Source organism: Microbacterium testaceum, from assembly GCF_006539145.1.
Classification (GTDB): domain Bacteria; phylum Actinomycetota; class Actinomycetes; order Actinomycetales; family Microbacteriaceae; genus Microbacterium; species Microbacterium testaceum.
Genome location: NZ_BJML01000009.1, coordinates 68,527 through 91,505 on the forward strand (window position 1 = coordinate 68,527; position 22,979 = coordinate 91,505).

Sequence of the window (22,979 nt, forward strand, 5' to 3'; positions counted from 1 at the left end):
ACTTCATGTCGACATGAAGTCAAGTGCGAGGGTGAACGGCGAGTCGATCGGCGAGGCCGCGGTGCGGTTCGGGCTCGAGACGCACGTGCTGCGGCACTGGGAGGACGAGGGGCTGCTCCGCCCGGCTCGGGATGCCGCGGGCCGCCGCCGCTATGACGAGGGCGACAACGTGCGGATCGCGGTCATCCTGCGCAACAAGGCGGCGGGGCTCTCGCTCGATCAGATCCGCGTGCTGCTCGACGACGGAGCCCCCGACCGCCACCGAGTGCTCGAGGCGCACGTCGCCGAGCTCGACCGTCGGGCGGCCGACATCGCCCAGGCCCGTGCCATGACCGAGCACGCCCTGCGCTGCCGTTCGCACGACATCACCGAGTGCCCGCGCTTTCGCAGCCATGTCGCCGACGTGCTGTCGGGAGAGGCTCGTTGGCTGCTCGTCCACACCGAGCCGACGGGCGGTCCTGTCCCCAGCTCGCCACCCGAGACGACGTGTGCGAACTAGCATGGGCCGGTGACCACGCCGCCCCTTTCCGCCGAGCAGCAGGCGCTGTTCCGGCTGATCGAGGACACCCGGGAGCACGTCTTCGTCACCGGCCGCGCCGGCACGGGGAAGTCGACGCTGTTGCAGCACCTGGCGTGGAACACGAAGAAGCAGATCGCCGTGTGCGCTCCCACGGGGGTCGCGGCGCTCAACGTCGAGGGGCAGACGATCCACTCGCTGTTCCGGCTGCCGATCGGGCTCATCGCGAGCGGCGATATCGACCAGAACGACGCCACGCGAAAGCTCCTCAACGCCATCGACACGCTCGTCATCGACGAGATCTCGATGGTGAACGCGGATCTCATGGATGCCATCGACCGCTCGCTCCGACAAGCCCGCGGCCGGCGGGCAGAGGCGTTCGGCGGCACGCAGATCGTGATGTTCGGCGACCCGTACCAGCTCGCTCCGGTACCGCCGCGGGGCGATGAGATGCGGTACATCCGCGACCACTACCGCTCGTTCTGGTTCTTCGACGCGAAGGTGTGGTCGGGGGAGGGGGCCAGTGACGGTCTCATCGACATCGGGCGGCACGGCGCCGACCTGCACGTCAAGGAGCTCGTCGAGATCCATCGGCAGTCCGACCCGGGGTTCAAGCAGCTGCTCAACGCCGTGCGGTACGGGCGCGTGACGGCCGAGATGGCCGGCATCCTGAACGCCGCCGGTGCGCGAACGCCCCCGCATCCTGCCGACGGGGAGCACCCGATCATCACGCTCGCCACCCGCAACGACCGCGTCAACACCATCAACCGCAAGCACCTCGACGAGTTGATCGGCCGCACGCAGACGGCCAACGCCGAGATCTCGGGCGACTTCGGTCGCGGCGAGGCCAACTACCCCGCCGAGATGGAACTCACGCTCAAGGTCGGCGCGCAGGTGATGTTCCTCCGCAACGACGCGGCGCAGTTCGGCGAGGCTCCGCGCTGGGTCAACGGCACGATCGGCACCGTGACCCGCATCGCCGGTGACAGCGTGCGCGTCGAGGTCGACGGCATCCAGCACGACGTCGAACCGGCCGTCTGGGAGAGGTACCGTTACGCCTACGATCCGGGGACGAAGAACCTCTCGCGCGAGATCGTCGCCGAGTTCACGCAGTTCCCCCTGCGGCTGGCGTGGGCCGTGACCATCCACAAGTCGCAGGGCAAGACCTACGATCGTGCGGTCGTCGACCTGGGCGCGGGAGCCTTCGCCCCCGGGCAGACCTACGTCGCGCTCAGCCGCTTGACCTCGCTCGACGGGCTGTACCTCACGCGCGCGCTCAAGCCGAGCGACATCCGCGTCGACGAGGACGTGCGCCGGTTCATGAAACAGGCGTGGATGAGCCGACAGGCGGCCGCGCAGGCCTGAGCGGGGCGGGTGCCGCCCCGGATCACGCGACCTGGTGGGCCTTGGCGCGAGTGAGGTCGGCGAACAGCTCGGTGGTGAAACGGTAGGCCACGAGCACCTCGGCGATGACGCGCTCCTTCTCGCGATCGTCCCAGGGGGCGGCGTCGAGCTGCTCGCGATACACGGTCTTGAATGCCTTCGGGTCGGCGATGTCGCCGAACAGCAGGAAGCCGATGCCGTTCGTTTCGAAGCCGAACCGCCGTTTCATGAGCCGGCCGATCGAGGGGCCGCCCGACAGGTCGCCGAGCAGGCGCGTGTAGTGGTGGGCCACGAAGCCGCCGGGCCAGGTGGCGGCCACGCGGCGGATGCGCGAGACGTAGGCCTGCGTGGTCGGCAGCGGGGTGATCCGCGCGCGCCAATCGTCGCCGAGGAGGAAGGCGAGGTCTGCCTCGAGGGCGGGAAGTCGGGAGTGGCGCCCCTGGAGGAACACGGATGCCACGGGGTCGCTGCGCATGCGACCCGCCGCCTCTTCGAGCGCGGCGTAGATGAACCAATGCTGGGCGATGAGGGCGATGTAGTCATCGCGCGTGCCGGCTCCGGTGAGGAGGTCGGTCATGAACCCGTCGCACTCGTGGGGCGAGTGCGCGTCGCTGGAACGCTCGCGCAGAGCGGTCGAGAACGGGACGACGGCGTTCATGCCGCCATCATACGCACAGAGTTAGGTTTACCTAACCCTCATTTCCCGGGAAAGTGCTGTCGTCCGGTCCGCCGTGATGCAGACGTGATGGTGACGAGGATGCAAGCGCCGCTTTCGTTCAGGTGCCATGTGTTTGAATCTTTGAAGCGGGCGCTTCGTCGCGCGCGGAAATGCTGGGGGTTTCACATGCGGGCATGGCGTCGTTCCGCGGCCATCGCGATCGCGGGAGCGAGCGTTCTCGCCGTCGCGCTGAGCGGCTGCTCGCCGCAGGGCTCGGTGTCGATCAACATCCCGGCCCAGGTCGACGCGCCGCTGCCCGAGGCGACCGTGACCGAACTGCAAGAGGCCGTCACCTCGGCCATGACCGCGACCGGGTCCACCGGCGCGATCGTCGGCGTGTGGGCGCCCTGGAGCGGTACGTGGGTATCGGGTCTGGGAACGCAGGGTCCCGGCGGCGCAGAGGTCACCGCAGACCTCGGGTTCCGCGCGGGCGACGTGACCGGCGCGATGACGTGCGATGTGCTGTACCGCCTCGCGGCCGACGGCACGCTCTCGATGAGCGATCCCGTCACCACCTGGGTCAGCAACCTCCCCGGGTACGACAAGATCACCCTGCGCCAGCTCTGCGACGGGACGTCCGGTCTCGCGTCCTACACCTCGGTGCTCGACGGCCAGGTGGCGAATAACCCCGAGCGCGTCTGGAACCCGCGCGAGCTGATGACCTACGGCATCGCCAGCCCGCGCACCAACGCCCCGGGTGTCGCCTTCGCGGATTCGGCGACGGATTTCGTGATCGCCGGTCTCGCCGCCGAGCGTGCGGCCAATGAACCGATTGCGCAGCTCATCGCGGAGCGGGTGACCGAGCCGCTCGGACTCGATGCGACCGGGCTCCCCGATTCCGCCCCCGCCGATCCCGCCGACGCCTCGCTGCAGGGCTACTGGTCACAGCAGAACGCCGAGGGTGCGTGGAACTGCACCGAGCCGCGCGACTACACCGAGATGTCGTCGAGCTACGGCGGCGCCGCCGCGGGAGCTGTGACGAACATCACCGACCTCGGGCGGTACGCCCAGGCGCTCGCCACCGGCGCGCTCCTTCCCGCCGGGAACGACCGTTTCGCCGCCCCCGTGCCCGTCGGGGGGGATCAGCCCACGTGGTTCACCTCCGCGGGCGGTGCCTTCCAGGCCGGTTCGCTGATCGGGCAATACGGATCGATGCCCGGATACCTGGTGGGCGCGTTCGCCGACCCCACGACCGGGATGTCGGTCGCCGTCGTCCTGAACAACTCCGGCGGTGACAAGACCACCGGTGCGTGGCTGGCATGGGAGCTCGCAGCCATCGCCTCGAAGGCCCCCGCCGCCCAGGGACAGACCGCACCCCAGGCGGGGTTGCCGTGGACCGCCGAGCAGATGCGCGACAACATCAACAGCAAGGCCATCTGCGCCGCTCCCGCCGGATGACCCGGCGATGACCGCGCGCGGCGGGCAGGGGTCGGCCGCCTCGCTCGTGCTCGTCGGCCTGGCCTGCCAAGAGGTCGGCGCCTCGTTCGCGGTGATGCTGTTCCCGCACACCGGGCCGCTCGGCATCGTCATGCTGCGGCTGCTGTTCTCGGCCGTGCTGCTGTTGATCATCGCCCGCCCGCGCCTGCGCGGGCACACCGGCTCCGCATGGCGCGCCGTCGTGGGGTTCGGCCTCGTGCTGGCATCCATGAACGGGCTCTTCTATCTCGCCCTCGAACGGCTGCCCCTCGGCGTGACGGTGACCATCGAGGTGTTGGGGCCGCTCACGCTGTCGATCCTCACCGCGACCGGGGCGGCTCGGTGGGTGTGGGCGGGTCTCGCGCTCGGCGGCGTGGTCGCGCTCGGCGCGGGCGGATGGGATCGCCTCGACCCCCTCGGGGTGCTCTTCGCCCTGGGTGCCGCGGTGAGCTGGGCGCTGTACATCCTCGCCTCGGCGCGGGTGGGTCGGGAGTTCCCGCGGCTCGACGGCCTCGCGCTCGCCATGGCCGTGGGGGCCGTCATCGCCCTGCCGTTCGGAATCGCCCAGGCAGGATCCGCGCTGCTGCGCCTCGACATCCTCGCCCTCGGTGCCGCGGTCGCGCTGCTGTCGTCGACGATCCCGTACGCCCTCGAACTCATCGCGCTCCGCCGACTCGCGGCCTCGGCGTTCGCGATCCTCATGAGCCTCGGGCCCGCCACCGCTTCTCTCGCCGGGTTCCTCCTGCTCGGCCAACACCTTTCGTGGCTCGAGCTCGTCGGGATCGCGCTCGTCATCACGGCCAGCATCGGGGCGGTGCTCGCCGCCGCGCGTCGCAGCGCCGGGGCACGGCATCCGGGGCCGGACGCCGAAGAGCCGCTGAGTGAGCCCGTCGGCTGAGCCGCATTCACCGCGTTCCTGTTCGCCGCGGCCCGGGCGAGGGAGGCGGCGGCTCGTCGTCGACACTGACGGGCGACTCTGGCGCGGGCAATGTCGTGCGTGACTTGCTTCTCTACGGTGGGCGCGATACGGTGAATCAGTCCTATCCGTACCGTTTCGCTCCGTCCCGTTCCTTCTGAGTTATATGTACCCCCGGGAGTGCGGGATCCGAGGCTGGCTGTGCGGAAGTGTCTCGCAACCTGAACGGGGCAAACGGCCTCACCCGAGGACGCACTCCCCAGCGAGCCGGTGGGGGTATCGAGCGTCGCACCTTACCGCCTCGCCACACTGTCGAGCCCCAGCGCACATTTTCGCGGCGGGAGTCAGTGGAGACATGTCACACACCCGGAGAGAATCAATGAAAAGCACTGGACGTCGTTCCTTCCGTAGGGCGAAGGCGCTGCTGTCCGTTCTCGCGTTGCTCAGCCTCGGCGTGGGTGCGGGAGGTTCGACGGGCGCGTACTTCACGGCAGCGAATTCGATAAAAGGGAACGCTCTGTCTTCGGCAACTCTCTCGAGCCCCGAAGGGCTGAGCGTCGTCGGGGGGAACAACTCGGACAGCATCTCGTGGTCGTCGGCGACCAACCAGTCCTGGGCGGTGTCCAACAACGTATCCTCTGGTGTCACTTACACCCTCAGTCGCGCATACCCGAACCAGGGCTACGAAACGGTCTACAGTGGCAGCGGTACGTCCTATACGGACCCAGGTGCTCAACAAACGGCCCTCAAATACAAGCAGGTATCGTCCGGCTTTACCCACACACTCGGGCTCACCGAGGATGGGAGGGTCTATTCATGGGGTTCGAACAATGCGGGCCAACGCGCATACGAAGATACGGTCAAGTACAGCTTCCCGACGAAGGTCACACTCCCCGGTACCGCTGTCCAGGTAGAAGCGGGTTACGAATTCTCGCTTGCGCTCCTTCAGGATGGCACCGTGTACGCCTGGGGTCGGAACGACTACGGCCAACTCGGAGACGGGACGTTGACGCTGAAAAAAACTCCCACGAAGGTCAACCTGCCTTCGAATGTAGTGATTTCGTCACTCAGTCACCTTGCCCCGCGCTCCTTCGACGCGTTCGCCGTAACCACCGCGGGAGACGTTTACGCGTGGGGCCGGAACGGTAGAGGCCAGCTCGGAATCGGCTCGGGAGTCGATCAAAACATCCCCGTCAAGGTCTCTGGAACATACAAGTCGGTCGCGGCGGGAGATCTCCACACGCTGGCGATTGACAATTACGGTGACCTCTGGGTATGGGGTTACGGTAAAGATGGTCGTCTCGGCGACGGCGCGACCAACGGCTATGACAGGCCCACTCGGATCAGCAGGGACAAGGACGGCTCGTGGCTCCCCCCGTTCACAGATATTCGAGCGGGCCTGGCCTTCTCACTCGCCGTCGACAACTCCGGCAGGGTATGGATTACCGGAAGCATGTTCGACGACGTCACGCCTGGTCGAGGATATTTCGAACAACTTTCTCTGCCGGCACCAGCCGTCGCGATCGCGGCCGGACAGCACACCGCGTGCGCGATTCTGAACAACCAACAGCTGTGGTGTTGGGGTAGTAATGAGGGCACGAGCTCCCTGCTGGGAGACGGCACACAACAAACCCAGCGCTACCCCATTCGCAATCAAATGACCGGGAACCTCCCCGTGCAGAGCGTGACAATCGGCTTCTACAATGTGTTTGCCATCACGACCCAGCAAGACAGCGCGAAGAGCAATGTCCTGGCCTGGGGGTTGGACGATGACTACCAGCGCGGAACAGGCCAGGACCCCACGCCGAGCAACTCCACGAAACAGTACGCCGAATGGGTCTATCCAACCCTGGTTTGTCCGAGCGGCTCTTCCCGAAGAGGCTCGTACTGCACTATTCCCTCGGGAACGACGTATTCACTCAAGTACTCCTATTTGGGGTGGACGTCTCCGGTCAGCACGCAAACGAAGTGACGGTTTCGATACAGCGAAGTGGGGGTCGCCACAGGAAATGGTGCGAATCACGCGACTTCTCGCAGAGTGCGTGGGGCGTCTGGCGGGCCATCTTCGGGCGCCCAGCCGTGAGCGATTCCGTTCGGTGAGCGACCGCCACGTCCCCCGGGCGGATGCAAGGGGTCGGTCCCGCCTCCCCTCGGTAGTGAGGATGACGACATGAGCGACGACCAGCAGCAGACCAAGAAGGACTTCGACGAGGCGGTCAACATGACCGCGAGCGAGCTGAAGAAGTGGCTCGACACGGACGAATCCAAATCCGTCGGACAGAAGAAGGACGGCGGCGAGTCGACCGGCCACGAGAGCGGGCGCCACATCGTGCGCATTCTCGAGAAGAAGAAGGCCGACCTCACCGACGACGACTATGCCCACATGCGGAAGGTCGTCGGGTACGTCAAGCGGCACAGCGCGCAGAAACCGAAGGGCGATGTCACCGACACCGACTGGCGGTACTCGTTGATGAACTGGGGCAACGACCCGAAGAAGTGAGCGGCGCCGGGGAACGGCCCGTATACATCGCGTAAGGATCGCGCGTCGTCGGGCCCCGCGTCATAGCCAGGCGGGGTACAACGGAACCATGCCCATCATCGACAGCGCCGTGTACGTCGACGGACACCGGATCGAGAACCCCGCGAGCCTCGACCAGACCTTCGAGTACATGGAAGCTCACGGAGGCATGGCGTGGATCGGGTTGCTCCGCCCCGCGCCCGAGGAGCTCGAGCGCGTCGCCGCCGAGTTCTCGCTGCATCCCCTCGCCGTCGAGGACGCCCTCGCCGGGCACCAGCGCGCGAAGCTCGAGCGGTACGGGGGCAACCTCTTCGCGGTTCTGCGCCCCGCCCGCTACATCGACGAGACCGAGACTGTCGAGTTCGGCGAACTGCACGTGTTCATCGGCCCCGATTACGTGGTGACGGTGCGGCACGCAGAGGTGCCCGACCTCGCGGCCGTGCGCAAGCGGCTCGAGAAGAACCCCGACCTGCTCGCGCGGGGGCCCGAGGCGGTGCTCTACGCGATCCTCGACGAGGTGGTCGACCAGTACGACCCCGTCGCCCGCGGCCTTCAGAACGACGTCGACGAGATCGAGGACCAGCTGTTCGGCGAGGGCGGTGCCGATCTGACGCAGCGCATCTACGAACTCGCGCGTGAGGTCATCCACTTCCAGCGGGCGGCCGAGCCCCTGCGCGACATGCTCGAGGCGCTGCTGCGCGGCGCCGACAAGTACGGCGTCGACCTCGAGCTCCAGCGGTCGTTGCGCGACGTGCTCGACCACGTGCTGCGGCAGTGCGAGAAGCTGACCGCCCTCCGGGCGATCCTCGACAACGCCCTCACCGTCAACGCGACGCTCGTGACGCAGCGCCAGACCGAGACCTCGCTCAAGCAGAACGAAGAGGTCAAGAAGATCTCGGGCTGGGCGGCGATCCTGTTCGCCCCGTCGCTCGTGGGCGGCATCTACGGCATGAACTTCAAGAACATGCCCGAGCTGGACTGGACCTTCGGTTATCCGATGGCCCTCGCGCTCATGGCCGCCACCTCGGTCGGTCTGTGGTTCGCGTTCAAGCGCAAGCACTGGCTCTGAACCGCAGCGGCCCCGTCGCGGCATCCGCTCCGGGATGCCGACACTGCGGCGCGCTTGCTGGACAGACGCTGCGCAATTCGCACGATGGGAACGTGACCGACTCCTCCCCCCGCTCGAGCGACGCCGCAGAGCCTCCCCGCACCACCTCGACCGTTCAGCTCGAGGACAGCGGGTACCACAAGCGGCTCACGTCGCGTCAGGTTCAGATGATCGCGATCGGCGGTGCGATCGGAACGGGCCTGTTCCTGGGTGCCGGCGGTCGACTGGCCCAGGCCGGCCCCGCGATCGTGCTCTCGTACGCCGTCTGCGGTGTGTTCGCCTTCTTCATCCTGCGCGCGCTCGGCGAGCTGGTGCTCCACCGGCCGACCTCGGGGTCGTTCGTGTCGTACGCGCGCGAATTCTTCGGCGAGAAGGCGGCCTTCGTCTCGGGCTGGTTCTACTGGATCAACTGGGCGACGACCACGATGGTCGACATCACCGCCGCCGCGCTCTACATGAACTTCTTCGGCAAGTACGTGCCGTGGATCGCCGCTGTTCCGCAGTGGGTGTGGGCGCTCGCCGCGCTCGTCACCGTGCTGGCCGTCAACCTGGTGTCGGTGAAGGTGTTCGGCGAGCTGGAGTTCTGGTTCGCTCTCATCAAGGTCGCCGCCCTCGTGGCGTTCCTGCTCGTGGGCATCTACTTCGTCGTCTTCGGCACCCCCACGGGCGCCCCCACCGGGTTCTCGCTCATCGCCGACAACGGTGGGTTTTTCCCCAACGGCATCCTCCCCGCGATCATCCTCATGCAGGGCGTGGTGTTCGCGTACGCCTCGATCGAGCTGGTCGGTACCGCGGCCGGCGAGACGAAGAACCCCGAGAAGGTCATGCCGCGCGCGATCAACTCGGTCATCTTCCGCGTCGCGATCTTCTACGTCGGCTCGGTGCTGCTGCTGGCCCTCCTGCTGCCGTACACGGCGTACACGAAGGACGAGAGCCCGTTCGTCACCTTCTTCGGGTCGATCGGCGTGCCGGGCGTCGACGTGATCATGAATCTCGTCGTGCTCACCGCTGCGCTGTCGTCGCTGAACGCGGGGCTGTATTCCACGGGCCGCATTTTGCGCTCGATGGCGGTCGCGGGATCGGCGCCGAAGTTCGCCGCGCGCATGAACAAGGCGGGCGTCCCCTACGGCGGCATCGCGATCACTGCGGTCGTCGCCCTGCTGGGTGTCGCGATCAACTACGTCAACCCGAGCGACGCGTTCGAGACCGTGCTGAACGTCGCCGCCGTCGGCATCCTGGTCACCTGGGCCACGATCATCCTCTGCCAGATGAAGTTCAAGCGCCTCGCCGACCGCGGTGAGCTCGTGCGCCCGAAGTTCCGGCTGTTCTGGGCGCCCTATACGGGGTACGCCACGCTCGTCTTCCTCGCGGTCGTGCTCGTGCTGGTGTTCGTCGACTCTCCGGCGACGCTGCTGGTGGCGGTGCTGGCGAGCCTCGCCATCACGATCGGCTGGTTCGCCTGCCGTAAGCGCATCGCGGAACTCGCCGCCGAGCGCGAGGGCTACACGGGCACGGTGCCGGTGGTTCCGAGCCCGTTCCCGCAGCCGCGCGAGAAGAAGGCGCGGGGCACGAAGGACTGAGCCCGCGGGCTCCGCGCGGCGTTCGGGCTCCGGCTCGGACGCCGCGCTCGTTCATGGGGGCGTGTTCACCTTCGTTGAGTGTCCGAAACACCCGGACGTTTTCGATTTTGGTCCGGGTGTTTTGGACTCTCGAGAGGGGGTGGGGCGCCCGGGCACGGGGCGGGGTTCGGGGTTCGGCTCGGGCGGCGGGTCAGGCGTCGGAGGGCCAGCCGCAGTAGGCCTCGGCGAGGTAAGCGCGACCGTGCTCCGACTCCACGACGGTGCGCAGTTCGCCGATCTGGCGTCGGCGGTCGAAGTCGGTGGCATCCGGGGCCACGTGCAGCAGGCTGGTCATCCACCACGAGAAGTGCTGGGCCTTCCAGATGCGGCGGCTGGCGGTGGCGGGGTACGCGTCGAGCAGACGCTCGTCGTCCTCGAGCAGCAGCGCCTCCAGGGCGGCGGCGAGCAGGCGCACGTCGGCGATCGCGAGGTTCATGCCCTTGGCTCCGGTGGGCGGCACGGTGTGCGCTGCATCGCCGACGAGGGCGACGCGGCCGCGGCGCAGCTCGTGCGCGACGAAACTGCGGAAGCGCAGCACGTCGCGCTGGAAGATCGGACCCTGCTTCAGCTCCGTGCCGGGCACGCGCTTCTGCAGCTCGTCCCACAGTTGCGCCTCGCTGTAGGCGGCGGTGTCGGTGTCGGGGTCGCACTGGAAGTACATGCGCTGCACGGTGTCGGAACGCTGGCTGACGAGGGCGAAGCCGTCGGGGGAGTTGCTGTAGATGAGCTCCTCGCTGCTCGGCGGGGCCTCGCAGAGGATGCCGAACCAGGCGAAGGGGTACTCGCGGAAGTAGCCGCCCTTGCTCGACCCGGTGACGGTGGCGCGCGCGACGCTGCGTGAACCGTCGGAGCCCACGACGACGTCGGCCTCGATCTCGAGGGGCTGCCCGTCGGCGTCGCGGGCGATGACGCGCGGGCGGTCGGTGCCGGCGTCGTCGATGCGCTCGGCCGTGACGCCGAAGCGCAGATCCTGCCCCCGATCGAGCCGCGCGGCGATGAGGTCTTTCAACACCTCGTGCTGGGGATAGAGCCAGACGGCTCGACCGACGGATGCCGCGAAATCGATGCGGTGCCCCTCGCCCTCGAACCGCAGTTCGATGCCGTCGTGTCGGTGGCCCGCCGTGCGCGCGCGCGAGACAGGACCGAGGGTGTCGAGCAGTTCGACGGTGCCCTGCTCGAGGATGCCGGCCCGGATCGTGCTCTCGATGTCGTCGCGCGAACGCTGGTCGACGACGACGGACCCGATGCCCGCCCGGTCGAGCAGGTGCGAGAGCAGGAGCCCCGCGGGGCCGGCGCCGACGATGGCGACGCGGGTGCGGACGGTGGTGGTCATGGCGTCTCCTTCGACGGTGGTTGTGTCGATGGTGCCCGCCGCCCGGCTCGCTCGCCGTTCAGTTCCCGTTGAACGGGATGTGGCGCAGGGGCGCGGAGCCGATCCCGCCGCGCGCCCCCCGTCGGCGTCGGAGGACGACTCCGCGGGAGAAGAACGGCGACGTTCAGCGGCGATAGCCCAGTGCGCGCTCGGTGTCGCGGGCGGCGCGGTGGAGCTCTACCAGGGCGAACTGCGTCTCGGCGTCACGGGGGAGCACCACCGACAGGGCCGCGATCACCGCACCCGTCTCGTCGCGCACGGGCACGGCCACCCCCGTCGAGACGCTGTCGACGGAGCCGGGGGCGATGACCCGGCCCAGGCTGCGGATCTCGGCGAGCACGCGGCGCAGGGCCGCCGGGTCGACGATCGTCTCGGGGGTGACGGCGCGCAGGGGTCCGGCGAGCACGCGCTCCTGCAGATCGTGGGGGCCGAAGGCGAGCAGGACGAGCCCGGACGAGGAGGCGTGCAGGGGAAGGCGCCCGGCCACGCGCGTGACGTTCGCGCCCGAGTCGGGGGCGCTGAGTCGCTCGAGGAAGAGGGCTTCCTCCTGCTCGAGGATCGCCAGCTGGGTGTGCTCGCGCACGCGCATCTGCACGCGCTCCATCGACGGCAGGGCCGCCTGGCGCAGACGCAGGGCGTGCGAGGAACGCGTCGCCAGCTCCCAGAGGCGCATGCCCACGCGGACGCGGCGCTCCTCGTCGCGCTCGAGCAAGCCGGCATCCACCAGCTCGTTCACGATCCGGTGCGCCGACGAGCTCGGCAGACCCGCCCGGCGTCCGATGTCGGACGTGGTCTGCGCGGTGCGCGTGGGGGTGAAGGTCTCGAGGATCCGCACCAGGCGGTCGGTGACCGAGTCGCCCGAGGGGGAGTTCGCCATGAGGTCAGGATGCCATGATTCCCATTCAGCGGGAACCGCGCGCCACCGCTGGGGCCGGTGCCGGAGCATTGTCTCGTCGAAGGAGACCCATGTCGAACCCTCCCGCCGCCGCCCCCGAATCGCTGCTGGCCGCACCCGACCAGGCCACGCAAGACGAGATCGTCCGCGAGATCCACGCCCGTCACGCCGAGCTCGACGCCCTCGACGCCGCGGGGGAGCGCGTCGCAGCGACCGCGCACGACTTCCCGGCGTACCGGTCGAGCGTGCTGCGGCATCCGACGAAGAATCCGAAGCTCGTCGACCCCGAGACCGTCGAGCTGTTCTCGCCCGCGTTCGGCCAGCGCGACGTCGCGGCGATCGAGTCCGACCTCACGCTGCAGCACGCGGGAGAGCCGCTGGGCGAGCGCATGACGGTGCAGGGCCGCCTGATCGACTCGTGGGGGCGCCCGGTGGCGAACCAGCTCATCGAGATCTGGCAGGCGAACTCGGCCGGTCGCTACATCCACCAGCGCGACCAGCACCCCGCCCCCCTCGACCCGAACTTCACGGGAGCGGGCCGCGCGGTCACGAACGAGAACGGCGAGTACCGCTTCACGACGATCAAGCCCGGCCCGTACCCGTGGAAGAACCACCGCAATGCGTGGCGTCCGGCGCACATCCACTTCTCGGTGTTCGGGTCGTCGTTCACGCAGCGGCTGGTGACGCAGATGTATTTCCCGGGCGACCCGCTCTTCGCGCTCGACCCGATCTACAACTCCATCCACCGGCAGAAGGACCGTGACGCGCTCGTGGGCGTCTACGACCACGAACTGACCTCGCCCGAGTGGGCGACGGGCTACCGCTTCGACATCGTGGTCGACGGGCCGGATCAGACCTACTTCGAGCAGGAGGGCGACGAGTGATCCCCGCCAAGACGCACCGCGCCACCCCCGGCCAGACGGTCGGGCCGTTCTTCGCCTACGGCCTCGAGTTCGACAAGCAGCATCAGGTCGTCTTCCCGCACTCGCCCGGGGCGATCGTGCTGAGCGGCACCATCCTCGACGGAGCGGGAGCGCCGATCCCCGACGCCCTCATCGAGATCTTCGGAGCGGATGCCGACGGCTCGGTGCCGCGTGCACGAGGCGCTTTCCGCCGAGACGACCACACCTTCACCGGGTTCGGCCGCGCCTTCACCGACGACGAGGGGCGCTACACGTTCTGGACGCGGGAGCCGGGCGGCATCCGGGGGCGCGCGGGATTCTTCGCCGCGATCGTGTTCGCGCGCGGCCTGCCCGACAAGCTGCACACCCGCATCTATTCGCCCGCCGACCCGGACGCTCTCGCCGCGGATCCGCTGCTGTCGTCGCTCGACGAGGCGGAGCGCGCTAGCCTCGTCGCGACCCGGACGCCCGACGGGTACCTGTCGCACGACATCCGACTGCAGGGCGAGAACGAGACGGTGTTCCTTGCCTTCTGACCCCCTTCCGCGCATCGACTTCGGGCTGCTCTCGCCGGTGAGCGTCGGTCACGACGCGCTGCTGTCGGACGGGTTCGTGCTGTCCACGATGATCCGCGTCGAGTGCGCGCTGGTCGCGGCGTACGTCGAGGTGGGGGCCGCCCCGCGCGGGGCGCGGGTCGAGATCGACCACGTCTTCGGGATCGACGAGAAGGGCGGCGCGTCCGCGCGCGGGATCGACGTCGACGCCCTCGTGCGCAACGCAGTCGCCGGGGGCAATCCCGTGATCCCGCTCGTCGGCGCGCTGAAGGCGCAGGTGCCCGCGGAGCACCGAGCGTGGATCCACCGCGGGGCGACGAGCCAGGACATCCTCGACACCGCGCTGATGGTGGTCGCGCGGCGCGCGGTCGAGCAGACGCGTCGCTCGGTCGCGAACGCGGCCGTCTGGGCCCGACAGCTCGCCACCGCGCACGCCGACGAGGTGTCCGCGGCCCGTACCCTCACCCAGCACGCCGTGCCCACCACGATCGGTGCGCGCGCCGCGACCTGGGCGCGCGGACTCGAGCGCGCCGTCGTGCGGCTGGATGCCCTCGTCTTCCCCGCGCAGCTCGCGGGTGCGGGAGGGACGCTCGCGTCGTTCGTCGAGATCACCGGATCGACGGATGCCGCCGACGCCCTTCCCGCGGCCTTCGCCCGGGCCCTCGAACTCGACGCCCCCGACGCACCCTGGCACGTGGCGCGCTGGCCCGTGACGGAGATCGGAGACGCCCTCGTCCAGGCCATCGACGCGCTCGGCAAGATGGCCGCCGACGTCGCGACGCTCAGCCGCACCGAGATCGGCGAGGCCTCGGAGGGCGTGGGCGGGGGATCGTCGGCGATGCCCCAGAAGCAGAACCCCGCCGAGGCGGTGCTCATCCGCTCGGCCGCCCTGCGCGCACCGCACCTGGGTGCGACGCTGCACCTGGCCTCGGCCCTCGCGGTCGACGAGCGCCCCGACGGCGCCTGGCACTCCGAGTGGCCGACGCTGCGCGAGCTGCTCCGCCTCGCGGTCGGTGCGTCGGCGCACGGATCGTCCCTGCTCGCGCACCTGCGCGTCGACGCGGCCGTGGCCGCCGCCACCGTCGGCCTGACCGGCGGACGCATCGTCAGCGAGCGCCTGCGGGGAGTGCTCGTGCCGCTCATCGGTGCCGAGCGCTTCGCGGCCCTGCTCGATGGCGACGACGACCTCGCCCCGCGTCTGCGCGCGCTGCCCGAGGCGGCCGGTCTCGACGTCGACGCGCTGCTCGACCCGGCTCGTTACCTCGGCCTCGCCCCCCGCCTCGCGCGCGGCACGGGCCACGCGGGCGGCGGCACGGCACAGAGCAGGGGGGTCGACGCATGAGCCTCGTTTCGCTGACCGAGCCGGTCGGACCCGCCGACGCGCCCCTCGTGGTGCTCGGGCCCTCACTCGGCACCTCGACCATCCTCTGGGACGACGTCGTGCCCCTGCTCGCCGACGACTACCGCGTCGCCGCGTGGGACCTCCCCGGGCATGGAGCGGGGCCGATCGCGCGCGAGCCGTTCACCGTCGCGGATCTCGCGGATGCCGTGGCCACCGCCGTCCCCGATGACACGTTCCTCTACGCCGGGGTGTCCCTCGGCGGGGCGACAGGCCTCGAACTCGCGCGGCGTCATGGCACCCGCCTGCGCGGCGCCGCGATCGTGGCATCCGGAGCCGTCCTCGGCGACCCCGCATCGTGGACGGATCGCGCCGCCCAGGCGCGCGCGCAGAGCACGTCGAGCCTCATCGTCGGCTCGGCCCAGCGCTGGTTCGCCCCCGAGTCGATGGCCCGCCGCCCCGAACTGAGCGGGCGCCTGCTGCACGGGCTGCAGGACGCCGACGACGACAGCTACGCCCGCTGCTGCGAGGCGCTCGCCGCGTACGACGTGCGCGCGACGCTGGGCGAGATCACGGGGCCCGTACTCGCGGTGTGGGGCGCGTTCGACGCCGTGGCGCCCGAGGCCAAGGCCGTCGAGATCGCCGAAGGCGTGCGCGACGGTCGGGTGGCGCGCGTCGACGACGCCGGTCACCTGCCGCCTGCCGAGCAGCCGGAGGCCGTGGCCGCGGTGCTACGGGAGTTCTTCGCATCCGTCTCGAGAGGGGACGCCTGATGGCCACCGACCAGGAACGCCACGACCAGGGCATGACCGTGCGCCGCGCCGTGCTCAGCGACGCGCACGTCGACCGCTCCATCGCCGCGACCACCGACCTCACCGCCGACTGGCAGGACTTCATCACGCGCGTCGCGTGGGGAGACGTCTGGTCACGGCCCGGCCTCGACCGCCGCTCGCGCTCGATCGCGGTGCTCAGCTCGCTCATCGCGCACGGTCATCACGAGGAGCTCGCGATGCACCTGCGCGCGGCGCTGCGCAACGGCCTGACGATCGACGAGATCCGCGAGGTCATCCTGCAGTCGGCGATCTACTCCGGTGTGCCGGCGGCCAACTCGGCCTTCCGCATCGCCTCGGAGGTGTTCGCGGCAGAGCCGGGGAGCGCCGCCGGGGACTGACCGGCCGGCCCGCGCGCCGGGAGCGGCGGTGCAGGCCCACCGGGTCATGAAGACAGGGGATGCCACCGGGACAGGCCGATTCGGCGCGGATCGGGCTGCTCTCGTGGCATCCCCTGTTCCGGTGACGCCCGGTCCTGATGCGGGGGATCAGAAACGCTTATGTCTGAATCCGGCATAAGCGGGTAGCGTCGAAGGCGAACCCCACAGAGAGTGAGCGACGATGCTTCTCGAAAGAGACCTCATCCAGTCCGTCGGATTCCGTAACGTCCGCGAGGGCGGCGAGATCACCGGCTTCCAGTTCCGCGTCAGGATGCCGTCGTACCGCGGCATGGCGGCCTCGCTGATCGACGGGATCGGCGTCAGCATCCCGGGCCTGGTCGACGTCGCCCCCGACGTACCGCTGTGGACGCTCCAAGGACAGCAGTACTCGCTCGCCGAGCTGTGGGACGGCGACGGCGTCCGCTGGCCGCTCGAGGACGCGGCCGTGATCTTCGTGCCCCTGGCCGGCGGTCTCCCCGACGGCGTGCACGAGCTGTCGATCGAGCTGCGGCTGCGGATGTCGTACATCCCCCAGGAGCACCAGCCGAGCACCTATCGGGTCACCAAGCACGTCACGCTCGCCCCCGAGGCATCCGGTGCCCCCTTCCGCTACGGCGTCTCGCTCTACAGCTACATGACCGACTACGGCACGGTCATGGACCTCGAGACCGCCATGGCCTCGATCGCCGACCTCGGCGCGACGGGGATCGAGATCCTCGGCGAGGCGCACGTGCCGAACTACCCGCACCCCTCGGACGAGTGGGTCGAGCAGTGGTTCGCGCTCCTGCAGAAGTACGGCCTGGAGCCGACCAACATGGGCTCGTGGATCGACACCCGCCTGCACTCCAGCGGCCCGAACGGTCGCGACATGACCGTCGAGGAGGGCGCCGCGGCTCTGCAGCGCGACCTGCGCCTGGCCAAGCGCCTCGGCTTCCGCTTCGTGCGACCCAAGATCGGCGTCGTCTCGAGCGACCTGATTCCGCACCCGATCTGGACCGAGGTCGTCGAGGCATCCCTTCCGCTCGCCGAAGAGCTCGACGTGATCATCTGCCCCGAGATCCACTCGCCGACCCCCATCAAGCACGAGGTCGTCGACGATTACATCGCGCTCATCCGCCGCACCGGCACGAAGCACTTCGGCCTGCTGCTTGACACCGGCATCTTCCAGGACCGCCCCATCCCGCTGAAGCCCGGCGAGCTGCCGGGCCAGCGTCCGGCGTTCCTCGACGGCATCCACGTCGATCCGAACGACGTCTTCGACGTGATCGAGAACGTCGTGTTCATCCAGGCGAAGTTCCACGACATCGACGAGAACCTGCACGACCAGCAGATCCCGTGGGAGCCGGTGCTGAAGGCCCTGAAAGACGCGGGCTACACCGGCTACCTCTCGAGCGAGTACGAGGGCGAGCGCGAACCGTGGCGCTCGATCGAGCAGGTGCGCCGCCAGCACTCGCTGATCCGCCAGCTCGCCGACGGGCTCTGAGGAACCCGCCATGCCCAACGGACTCATCCACGACGACAGCCTGCGCGCGCACCCCGACGGGCTCGCGCTGCGGCTGACGATCCCCTGGTATCGCAGCCTGTGGCTCTCATCAGTGACGACTCTCGCGCTCACCGTCGACGGGGAGGAGATGGATGCCGCCGACCTCCGCGTCGAGTTCGGCGACACCTCCTACCGCCTCGACGAGCTACCCGAGCAGAGCGAGCGCCTGTGGTTCCTGCAGGAGCACCCGCTTCTCGTCGCTCGCCGTGACCACCCCGTGGCGCTCGGTGAGACGCACGACGTCGTGCTGCACGGCGAACTGCGTCTGCCCTACATGCAAATCGCGCCCGGGCAGGACGGCGGGCCCGGCATGTACGTGCCGAACGTCGTGCACGACGTGAAGATCCTCACGGTCGTCGGCGCGGATGCCGAAATCCCAGCGCTCGTATCGGATGTCACGCCCCCGCCGCCCGCGGCCGAGGACGACCCGTTCCAGTTGGGGCTGACGCTGTACTCGGCCAGCGCGGAGTTCCGCGCGGGGTACTTCGGCTTCGACGGCCTGCTCGACCGGGTCGCCGAACTCGGCATCGGTCCGGGCATCGAGATCGTGGCATCCCAGATGGTGCCGACCTACCCCGTCGTGGGCGACGAGTTCGTGCGCACGTGGCGCGCGGCGTTCGACCGGCACGGCTTCGTGGAGAGCTCGTTCGGCGCCAACCTCGACATGGGCCGCCGTCGCGATCGCGACATGACGCCCGACGAGGAGTTCGCCTTTTCGACGCTGATGTTCGAGGGGGCGAAGAAGCTCGGCTTTCCGCTCGTGCGCATCCAGAGCGCGAAGCCCGAGCTGCTGCGCCGTCTGCTGCCGATCGCGGAGCGGCTCGAGTTGAAGCTCGCCTACGAGATCCACGCGCCGATGGGCCCGAACGCCGAGCCGATCGTGCGCGTGCGCGAGACGTACGCCGAGCTCGACTCCCCGCTGCTGGGCTTCGTCGCCGACTTCTCGTCGACCATGCACGCGATGTCGCCGACGCTGCTGCGGGCCGTTCGCCGGGCGGGTCTCGACGACGAGGCGGTCCAGCGTCTGCAGGACATCTGGGCGACGGATGCCACGATGCAGGCGCGTCAGCAGGAGTTCATCACGTACCTCCGCGGGCGGGACGTCGACCCGGGCCGGCTGGGCGCCTTCGCGCACCTGGCCTTCAACATGCACGGGCACGTCGACCCCCGGGAGTGGGCCGACATCATGCCGCAGATCCTGCACGTGCACGCGAAGTTCTACGACATCGACGACGCCGGCCAGGAGCCCGCGATCGACTATCCCGAGCTCGTGCGCGTGTTCGTCGAGAGCGGGTACCGCGGATTCTGGTCGAGCGAGTGGGAGGGGCACGCGTTCGCCGAGCTCGGCGAGGTCGACCCGCTGCTGCTCGTGCGTCGTCAGCACGACCTCATCCGGTCGGCGATGCGGACGGTGCCCGTGGGCTGACCCTCCCCTCGAGAGGATCTGGGGACGTTCTCATTCGGAGCGACCGGATGCGGACGCCCCCAGCTCGTCGGGCAGTCGAGGGTCAGGCAGTCGACAGCGTCAGGAACACCGTGCGCATCAGCCGCTCGAGCAGCTCAGACCAGCGATAGGCGTCGTGCGGCGTCGCGGTCGCCGTCACACCGAGGCCGAGATATCGCACGCACAGGCTGTAGAAGACCTCGAACGCCCAGACGGCGTCGTCATCCGTCAGCCGGACGCCGTGCGCGGAGGCCGCGGTCAGAAGGGCGCGGACGAACACGGCCTGCCCGGCGTCGCCGGAGCGTCGACCGCGCGCGAGGATCTCGACATCGTCCACCCCCATCACGAAGAAGGGGGAGAGCAGGTCGCGGTTCTCGCGCAGGATGCCGGCGTAGACCGCGACGATCTCGGCCGTCGCCGTCTCGAAGTCCGTCGCGCCGATGCCGGCGGCCGCGACGCGTTCGGCGGTCTCGACATCGAGGCGGTCGAACTCCTGCGCCTGGATCAGGCGCAGCAGTTCGGCCTTGCCCGAGACCCGGCCGTAGATCGAGCCGATCGACACCTCGGCACGCGCGCTGACCTCGGCGAGCGAGAACTGACCGGTGCCGCGCTCGTGCAGCAGCGCGAGGACGGCGGCGCGCACCTTCGCGAACGAGTCGCGACTTCGCTGCTGCTTTGGCTCGGACACCCCGCTCGCTCCGTCCCTCGTGGCCATCGCTCTCCCCGGTTCCGGGCTCAGGCGGTCAGTTCCACGAGGAACACGGACTGCGGCTCCAGGGCGAGGTCCATCCGCAGGCTCCCCTCCTCCGACACCGCGACAGGGGAGGGGCCCTCGATTGCGCCGGACAGCGACGTGACGGTGGCCTGCACGGTGGCATCCGCCCAGGGCAGGTTTCGGAGGTCGAGGCTCACCCGTTCCACCCCCGCGGATGCCAGGTCCAGGCGCTGCGGCGGGAGGGTGAGCCCCAGTTCGATGCGCTGCTCGCCGATGGGGATGCGAAAGGTGAAACGGTCCTCGGCGCGTGGCGCGAGGGCGCTGTCGGGGGCGACGTAGTTCGTCACGAGGACGCGGACGGTGTCACCGTCGCGCCCGGCGGCGACCGCCAGCCCCGACTCGTCGCCCCCGGTGGCCTCCAGCCGCCGCCCGGTGAGCGCCCGACCCGCGAGGACGAGCGCGCGCGAGCGCTCGTCGGGCCGCCCGTCGACGTCGCCGACCCCGCCGGGGTCGACGAAACCGTAGTGCGGATCGCGGCCGGTGTCGGCGCGGAAGAAGAACGCGTGGTCGATGACCGTGTCCTGCAGCGCGATCGCCGTGGCCGCCATGAACGCGCCCTTCTCCGGCGCCGGTGCGGTGCTGCTGGGCACCGCGAGGTAGTTCCAGTAGCTGAGCGTCAGGTCGGTGTCGGTGAACCCGTGACCATCGAGCACTGCGCGCAGCTCGCGCGCCACGTAGCGGTAGTCCATCGGATCGCGGCTGCCATCGGTGAACCACAGGAACGAGAAGAAGTGCAGCGGCAGGTCGTTCTCACGCACGAACTTCAGGAAGCCCTCGCGGTAGGGCGAGTCGGCCTCCAGCGAGAAGGCGACCGAGGGGCCCCCGACGGTCAGGGACGGGTCGACGCGGTGCACCGCCTCGCAGAAGGCGCGGTACATCGCGTAGAACTCCTCCGGTCGCCCGGCGAAGTGCAGCGGCCCGAAGTCGGGCTGATCGCCGAACTCGTAGAGGCGCACGGGCGTCGCCGGGCCGCCCGCCCACCCCTGGGAGTAGTGCCGGACGATGTGCTCGACGACCCGGCCGTACACCTCGACGTCGGCGGCGGGCAGCTTGTTCTTCGGGATCGAGCTGGCCACGGTGAACAGCACCTCGGCGCCGATGGAGTGAACCGCGTCGACCCACGCGTCGGTCGCCGCGAAGTTGTAGCTGGCCGGATCGTCGGGATCGGCGCGCCAGTCGGGGAAGAGGCTCGTGGGGTCGTCGCGGGTGTCGAGGCGCGAGACCCAGTCGAACGAGCGCACGAGGGTCACCCCCGCCTCGCGCCACAGGGGCGTCATGTCGGGGAAGTCGGGATAGGCCGCGACGGGGCCGGGTACGCCGCCGACGCCGTTGAGGGAGCGGAAGGTGCTCTCGCGGCCGGCGTCCACGACGACGGTGCGGGTGGGGGTGTGCGACACGGGTGTCTCCTCGGGGGTCTCAGTAGGGCATCCGCAGGAGGCGGTTCGCGTACTCGTTCGCGATCGGCTCGTCGTGACGGAGGTGGTCGATGCGCGCGCGGTAGGTCTCGTCGGTGACCGAGTCGAATTCTTCGAGCATCGACTCGATCGAACGCTCGTGCACCGCGCGCACCCGGGGCAGGCGGCGCTTCATGAACTCGAGCTGGGCGTCGAGCAGCGACTGGTCCTTCGCGAGCTCTTGGGCGAGCACGACGCCGTCTTCGATGCTCATCGCCGCTCCCGATCCCAGGTAGGGCGTCATCGTGTGGGCGGCGTCGCCCAGAATCATGATGCGCCCGCGGAACCACGGGTACGGCACCCACACCGTCGAGTACGGGGTGTAGGCGACGTTCTCGGCGTGACGGACGTCGTCGAGGGCGTCGGCGAGGAAGGCCGATCCGCGCGTGAGCGAGGCGGCGCGATCGTGCATGATCTCGGCCATCTTGCTCGCGTCGTAGCGCGGGCGGCCCTCCTCGGCCACGGTGAGCACCATGTACATGGTGTCTTCCGACAGGGGCGTGAGCATGATCTTGCCGCCGTAGCCCTGGCAGATGATCGGCTGCATGATCTTGCGGCGGTTGGGGAGCCCCGCGCGCCAGGCGACCCCGCCCACCGGGCGCGGAGCGTACTTCTCGCCGAAGTACTCGCGGCGGATCTGGGAGTTCAGACCATCGAAGCCGAGCACGAGGTCGTAGTCGGCGCCGGCGCCGGTGCTGAACGTCACGGTCGCCCTGTCGGCATCCTGGGCGATGTCGGCGACGGTCGTGCTCATGTGGAACGTGGCGCCGTTGGCGAGGGCGTGGCGCGCGGCCATCTCGAGGAACGCCATGCGCGACATCGTCACGCATCCCGGCAGGCCCTCGTCGCGGGTGCCGTAGCTCATGGTGCTCAGCAGGGTGCCGTCGGCGTCGTAGTTGTCGATGCCCGGGGCGGGATGGCCGATCTCGAGGACGTCGTCGAGCAGTCCGATCTCGCGTACCGCGCGCAGGCCGTTGATGCGGAGGCCGAATCCGACGCCGGCGACGCTGATCTCGGGCTTGTCGTCGATGACGTCGACGTGCGCACCGATCCGGGCGAGGGCGGATGCCGTGGTGAGGCCGCCGATGCCGGCGCCGACGATCAGGATTCTCAACGGGTTCGACATGGGTGCTCCTCCTCGAGCGGACGGCCGGGCCCGCGGGGGTGCGCGCCTCACCGAATCAGAACGTTGATTCTGATTTCAGGCTACGGACGGGCCGGGCGCGCGCACAACGATCGCACCCCGACCGCCGTGGATGGCGTCCATCACGATCGGTGATGCGGGCGGCATCCGCC

General features: G+C 69.3%; 21 protein-coding genes. 15 read left to right on the forward strand and 6 right to left on the reverse strand.

What is annotated here, in order from left to right:
• Positions 1 to 31 precede the first annotated feature (31 nt).
• Positions 32 to 499, forward strand: coding sequence for a helix-turn-helix domain-containing protein (locus MTE01_RS13245; RefSeq protein WP_246078312.1), 468 nt, complete (start codon positions 32 to 34; stop codon positions 497 to 499).
• Positions 500 to 508: 9 nt separating this feature from the next.
• Entirely contained in the window at positions 509 to 1,882 is a 1,374-nt protein-coding gene (locus MTE01_RS13250) for an ATP-dependent DNA helicase (RefSeq protein ID WP_141378017.1), read from the forward strand.
• 22 nt (positions 1,883 to 1,904) lie between these two features.
• Here MTE01_RS13250 and MTE01_RS13255 read toward each other — a convergent pair whose 3' ends face one another.
• Complete coding sequence (locus MTE01_RS13255; RefSeq protein WP_103207760.1) at positions 1,905 to 2,558, reverse strand: biliverdin-producing heme oxygenase; 654 nt, start codon at positions 2,556 to 2,558, stop codon at positions 1,905 to 1,907.
• Positions 2,559 to 2,744: 186 nt separating this feature from the next.
• On the opposite strand from MTE01_RS13255, the gene MTE01_RS13260 reads away from it, so the two are divergent.
• From MTE01_RS13260 to MTE01_RS13285, 6 genes are all read left to right on the forward strand, one after another.
• Positions 2,745 to 4,016: a serine hydrolase domain-containing protein gene (locus MTE01_RS13260; protein ID WP_103207763.1), complete on the forward strand. Its 1,272-nt coding sequence runs from the start codon at positions 2,745 to 2,747 to the stop codon at positions 4,014 to 4,016.
• A gap of 7 nt (positions 4,017 to 4,023) precedes the next feature.
• Positions 4,024 to 4,932: an EamA family transporter gene (locus MTE01_RS13265; RefSeq protein ID WP_141378018.1), complete on the forward strand. Its 909-nt coding sequence runs from the start codon at positions 4,024 to 4,026 to the stop codon at positions 4,930 to 4,932.
• Between the two features lie 397 nt (positions 4,933 to 5,329).
• Positions 5,330 to 6,922, forward strand: a complete 1,593-nt coding sequence (locus MTE01_RS13270; protein WP_170210704.1) for an RCC1 domain-containing protein — start codon at positions 5,330 to 5,332, stop codon at positions 6,920 to 6,922.
• A 198-nt stretch (positions 6,923 to 7,120) separates the two neighbouring features.
• Entirely contained in the window at positions 7,121 to 7,450 is a 330-nt protein-coding gene (locus MTE01_RS13275) for a DUF3140 domain-containing protein (protein WP_141378020.1), read from the forward strand.
• A gap of 88 nt (positions 7,451 to 7,538) precedes the next feature.
• Positions 7,539 to 8,537: a magnesium/cobalt transporter CorA gene (gene corA, locus MTE01_RS13280; RefSeq protein WP_141378021.1), complete on the forward strand. Its 999-nt coding sequence runs from the start codon at positions 7,539 to 7,541 to the stop codon at positions 8,535 to 8,537.
• Positions 8,538 to 8,629: 92 nt separating this feature from the next.
• Positions 8,630 to 10,156 carry an amino acid permease gene (locus MTE01_RS13285; protein ID WP_116239568.1) on the forward strand — a complete coding sequence of 509 codons (1,527 nt, stop codon included), beginning with the start codon at positions 8,630 to 8,632 and terminating at the stop codon, positions 10,154 to 10,156.
• A gap of 190 nt (positions 10,157 to 10,346) precedes the next feature.
• Here the strand turns inward: MTE01_RS13285 and MTE01_RS13290 are convergent, their stop codons facing one another.
• A complete protein-coding gene (locus MTE01_RS13290; protein ID WP_141378022.1) occupies positions 10,347 to 11,528 on the reverse strand; it encodes a 4-hydroxybenzoate 3-monooxygenase in 1,182 nt (393 codons plus the stop codon).
• 163 nt (positions 11,529 to 11,691) lie between these two features.
• A complete protein-coding gene (locus MTE01_RS13295; protein WP_141378023.1) occupies positions 11,692 to 12,444 on the reverse strand; it encodes an IclR family transcriptional regulator in 753 nt (250 codons plus the stop codon).
• 89 nt (positions 12,445 to 12,533) lie between these two features.
• Here MTE01_RS13295 and pcaH point away from each other — a divergent pair, with 89 nt between their 5' ends.
• The 7 genes from pcaH to MTE01_RS13330 all read left to right on the forward strand — a co-directional run bounded on the left by pcaH (position 12,534) and on the right by MTE01_RS13330 (position 19,436).
• Positions 12,534 to 13,346, forward strand: a complete 813-nt coding sequence (pcaH, locus tag MTE01_RS13300) for a protocatechuate 3,4-dioxygenase subunit beta (protein ID WP_103207780.1) — start codon at positions 12,534 to 12,536, stop codon at positions 13,344 to 13,346.
• Complete coding sequence (pcaG, locus tag MTE01_RS13305; protein ID WP_174799697.1) at positions 13,343 to 13,900, forward strand: protocatechuate 3,4-dioxygenase subunit alpha; 558 nt, start codon at positions 13,343 to 13,345, stop codon at positions 13,898 to 13,900. The genes pcaH and pcaG overlap by 4 nt, the downstream gene beginning before the upstream one ends.
• Complete coding sequence (locus MTE01_RS13310) at positions 13,890 to 15,260, forward strand: lyase family protein (RefSeq protein WP_141378024.1); 1,371 nt, start codon at positions 13,890 to 13,892, stop codon at positions 15,258 to 15,260. The genes pcaG and MTE01_RS13310 overlap by 11 nt, the downstream gene beginning before the upstream one ends.
• A complete protein-coding gene (locus MTE01_RS13315) occupies positions 15,257 to 16,030 on the forward strand; it encodes an alpha/beta fold hydrolase (RefSeq protein WP_141378025.1) in 774 nt (257 codons plus the stop codon). The genes MTE01_RS13310 and MTE01_RS13315 overlap by 4 nt, the downstream gene beginning before the upstream one ends.
• The gene (pcaC, locus tag MTE01_RS13320; RefSeq protein ID WP_141378026.1) at positions 16,030 to 16,428 is read left to right on the forward strand and encodes a 4-carboxymuconolactone decarboxylase; all 399 of its coding nucleotides are present in this window, start codon (positions 16,030 to 16,032) and stop codon (positions 16,426 to 16,428) included. The genes MTE01_RS13315 and pcaC overlap by 1 nt, the downstream gene beginning before the upstream one ends.
• A gap of 220 nt (positions 16,429 to 16,648) precedes the next feature.
• Entirely contained in the window at positions 16,649 to 17,950 is a 1,302-nt protein-coding gene (locus tag MTE01_RS13325; protein ID WP_141378027.1) for a C-glycoside deglycosidase beta subunit domain-containing protein, read from the forward strand.
• Between the two features lie 10 nt (positions 17,951 to 17,960).
• Positions 17,961 to 19,436, forward strand: a complete 1,476-nt coding sequence (locus MTE01_RS13330) for a C-glycoside deglycosidase beta subunit domain-containing protein (RefSeq protein ID WP_141378028.1) — start codon at positions 17,961 to 17,963, stop codon at positions 19,434 to 19,436.
• Positions 19,437 to 19,518: 82 nt separating this feature from the next.
• On the opposite strand, the gene MTE01_RS13335 is transcribed toward MTE01_RS13330, so the two are convergent.
• The 3 genes from MTE01_RS13335 to MTE01_RS13345 are packed head-to-tail and all read right to left on the reverse strand — an operon-like array spanning position 19,519 to position 22,809.
• A complete protein-coding gene (locus tag MTE01_RS13335) occupies positions 19,519 to 20,142 on the reverse strand; it encodes a TetR/AcrR family transcriptional regulator (protein WP_170210705.1) in 624 nt (207 codons plus the stop codon).
• Positions 20,143 to 20,189: 47 nt separating this feature from the next.
• On the reverse strand, positions 20,190 to 21,626 hold the full coding sequence (locus tag MTE01_RS13340; protein WP_141378030.1) for a GH39 family glycosyl hydrolase: 1,437 nt from the start codon (positions 21,624 to 21,626) through the stop codon (positions 20,190 to 20,192).
• Between the two features lie 19 nt (positions 21,627 to 21,645).
• Positions 21,646 to 22,809 (reverse strand): FAD-dependent monooxygenase, encoded by a 1,164-nt coding sequence (locus tag MTE01_RS13345; protein WP_141378031.1) that lies wholly within the window; start codon positions 22,807 to 22,809, stop codon positions 21,646 to 21,648.
• Between the last annotated feature and the right edge of the window lie 170 nt (positions 22,810 to 22,979).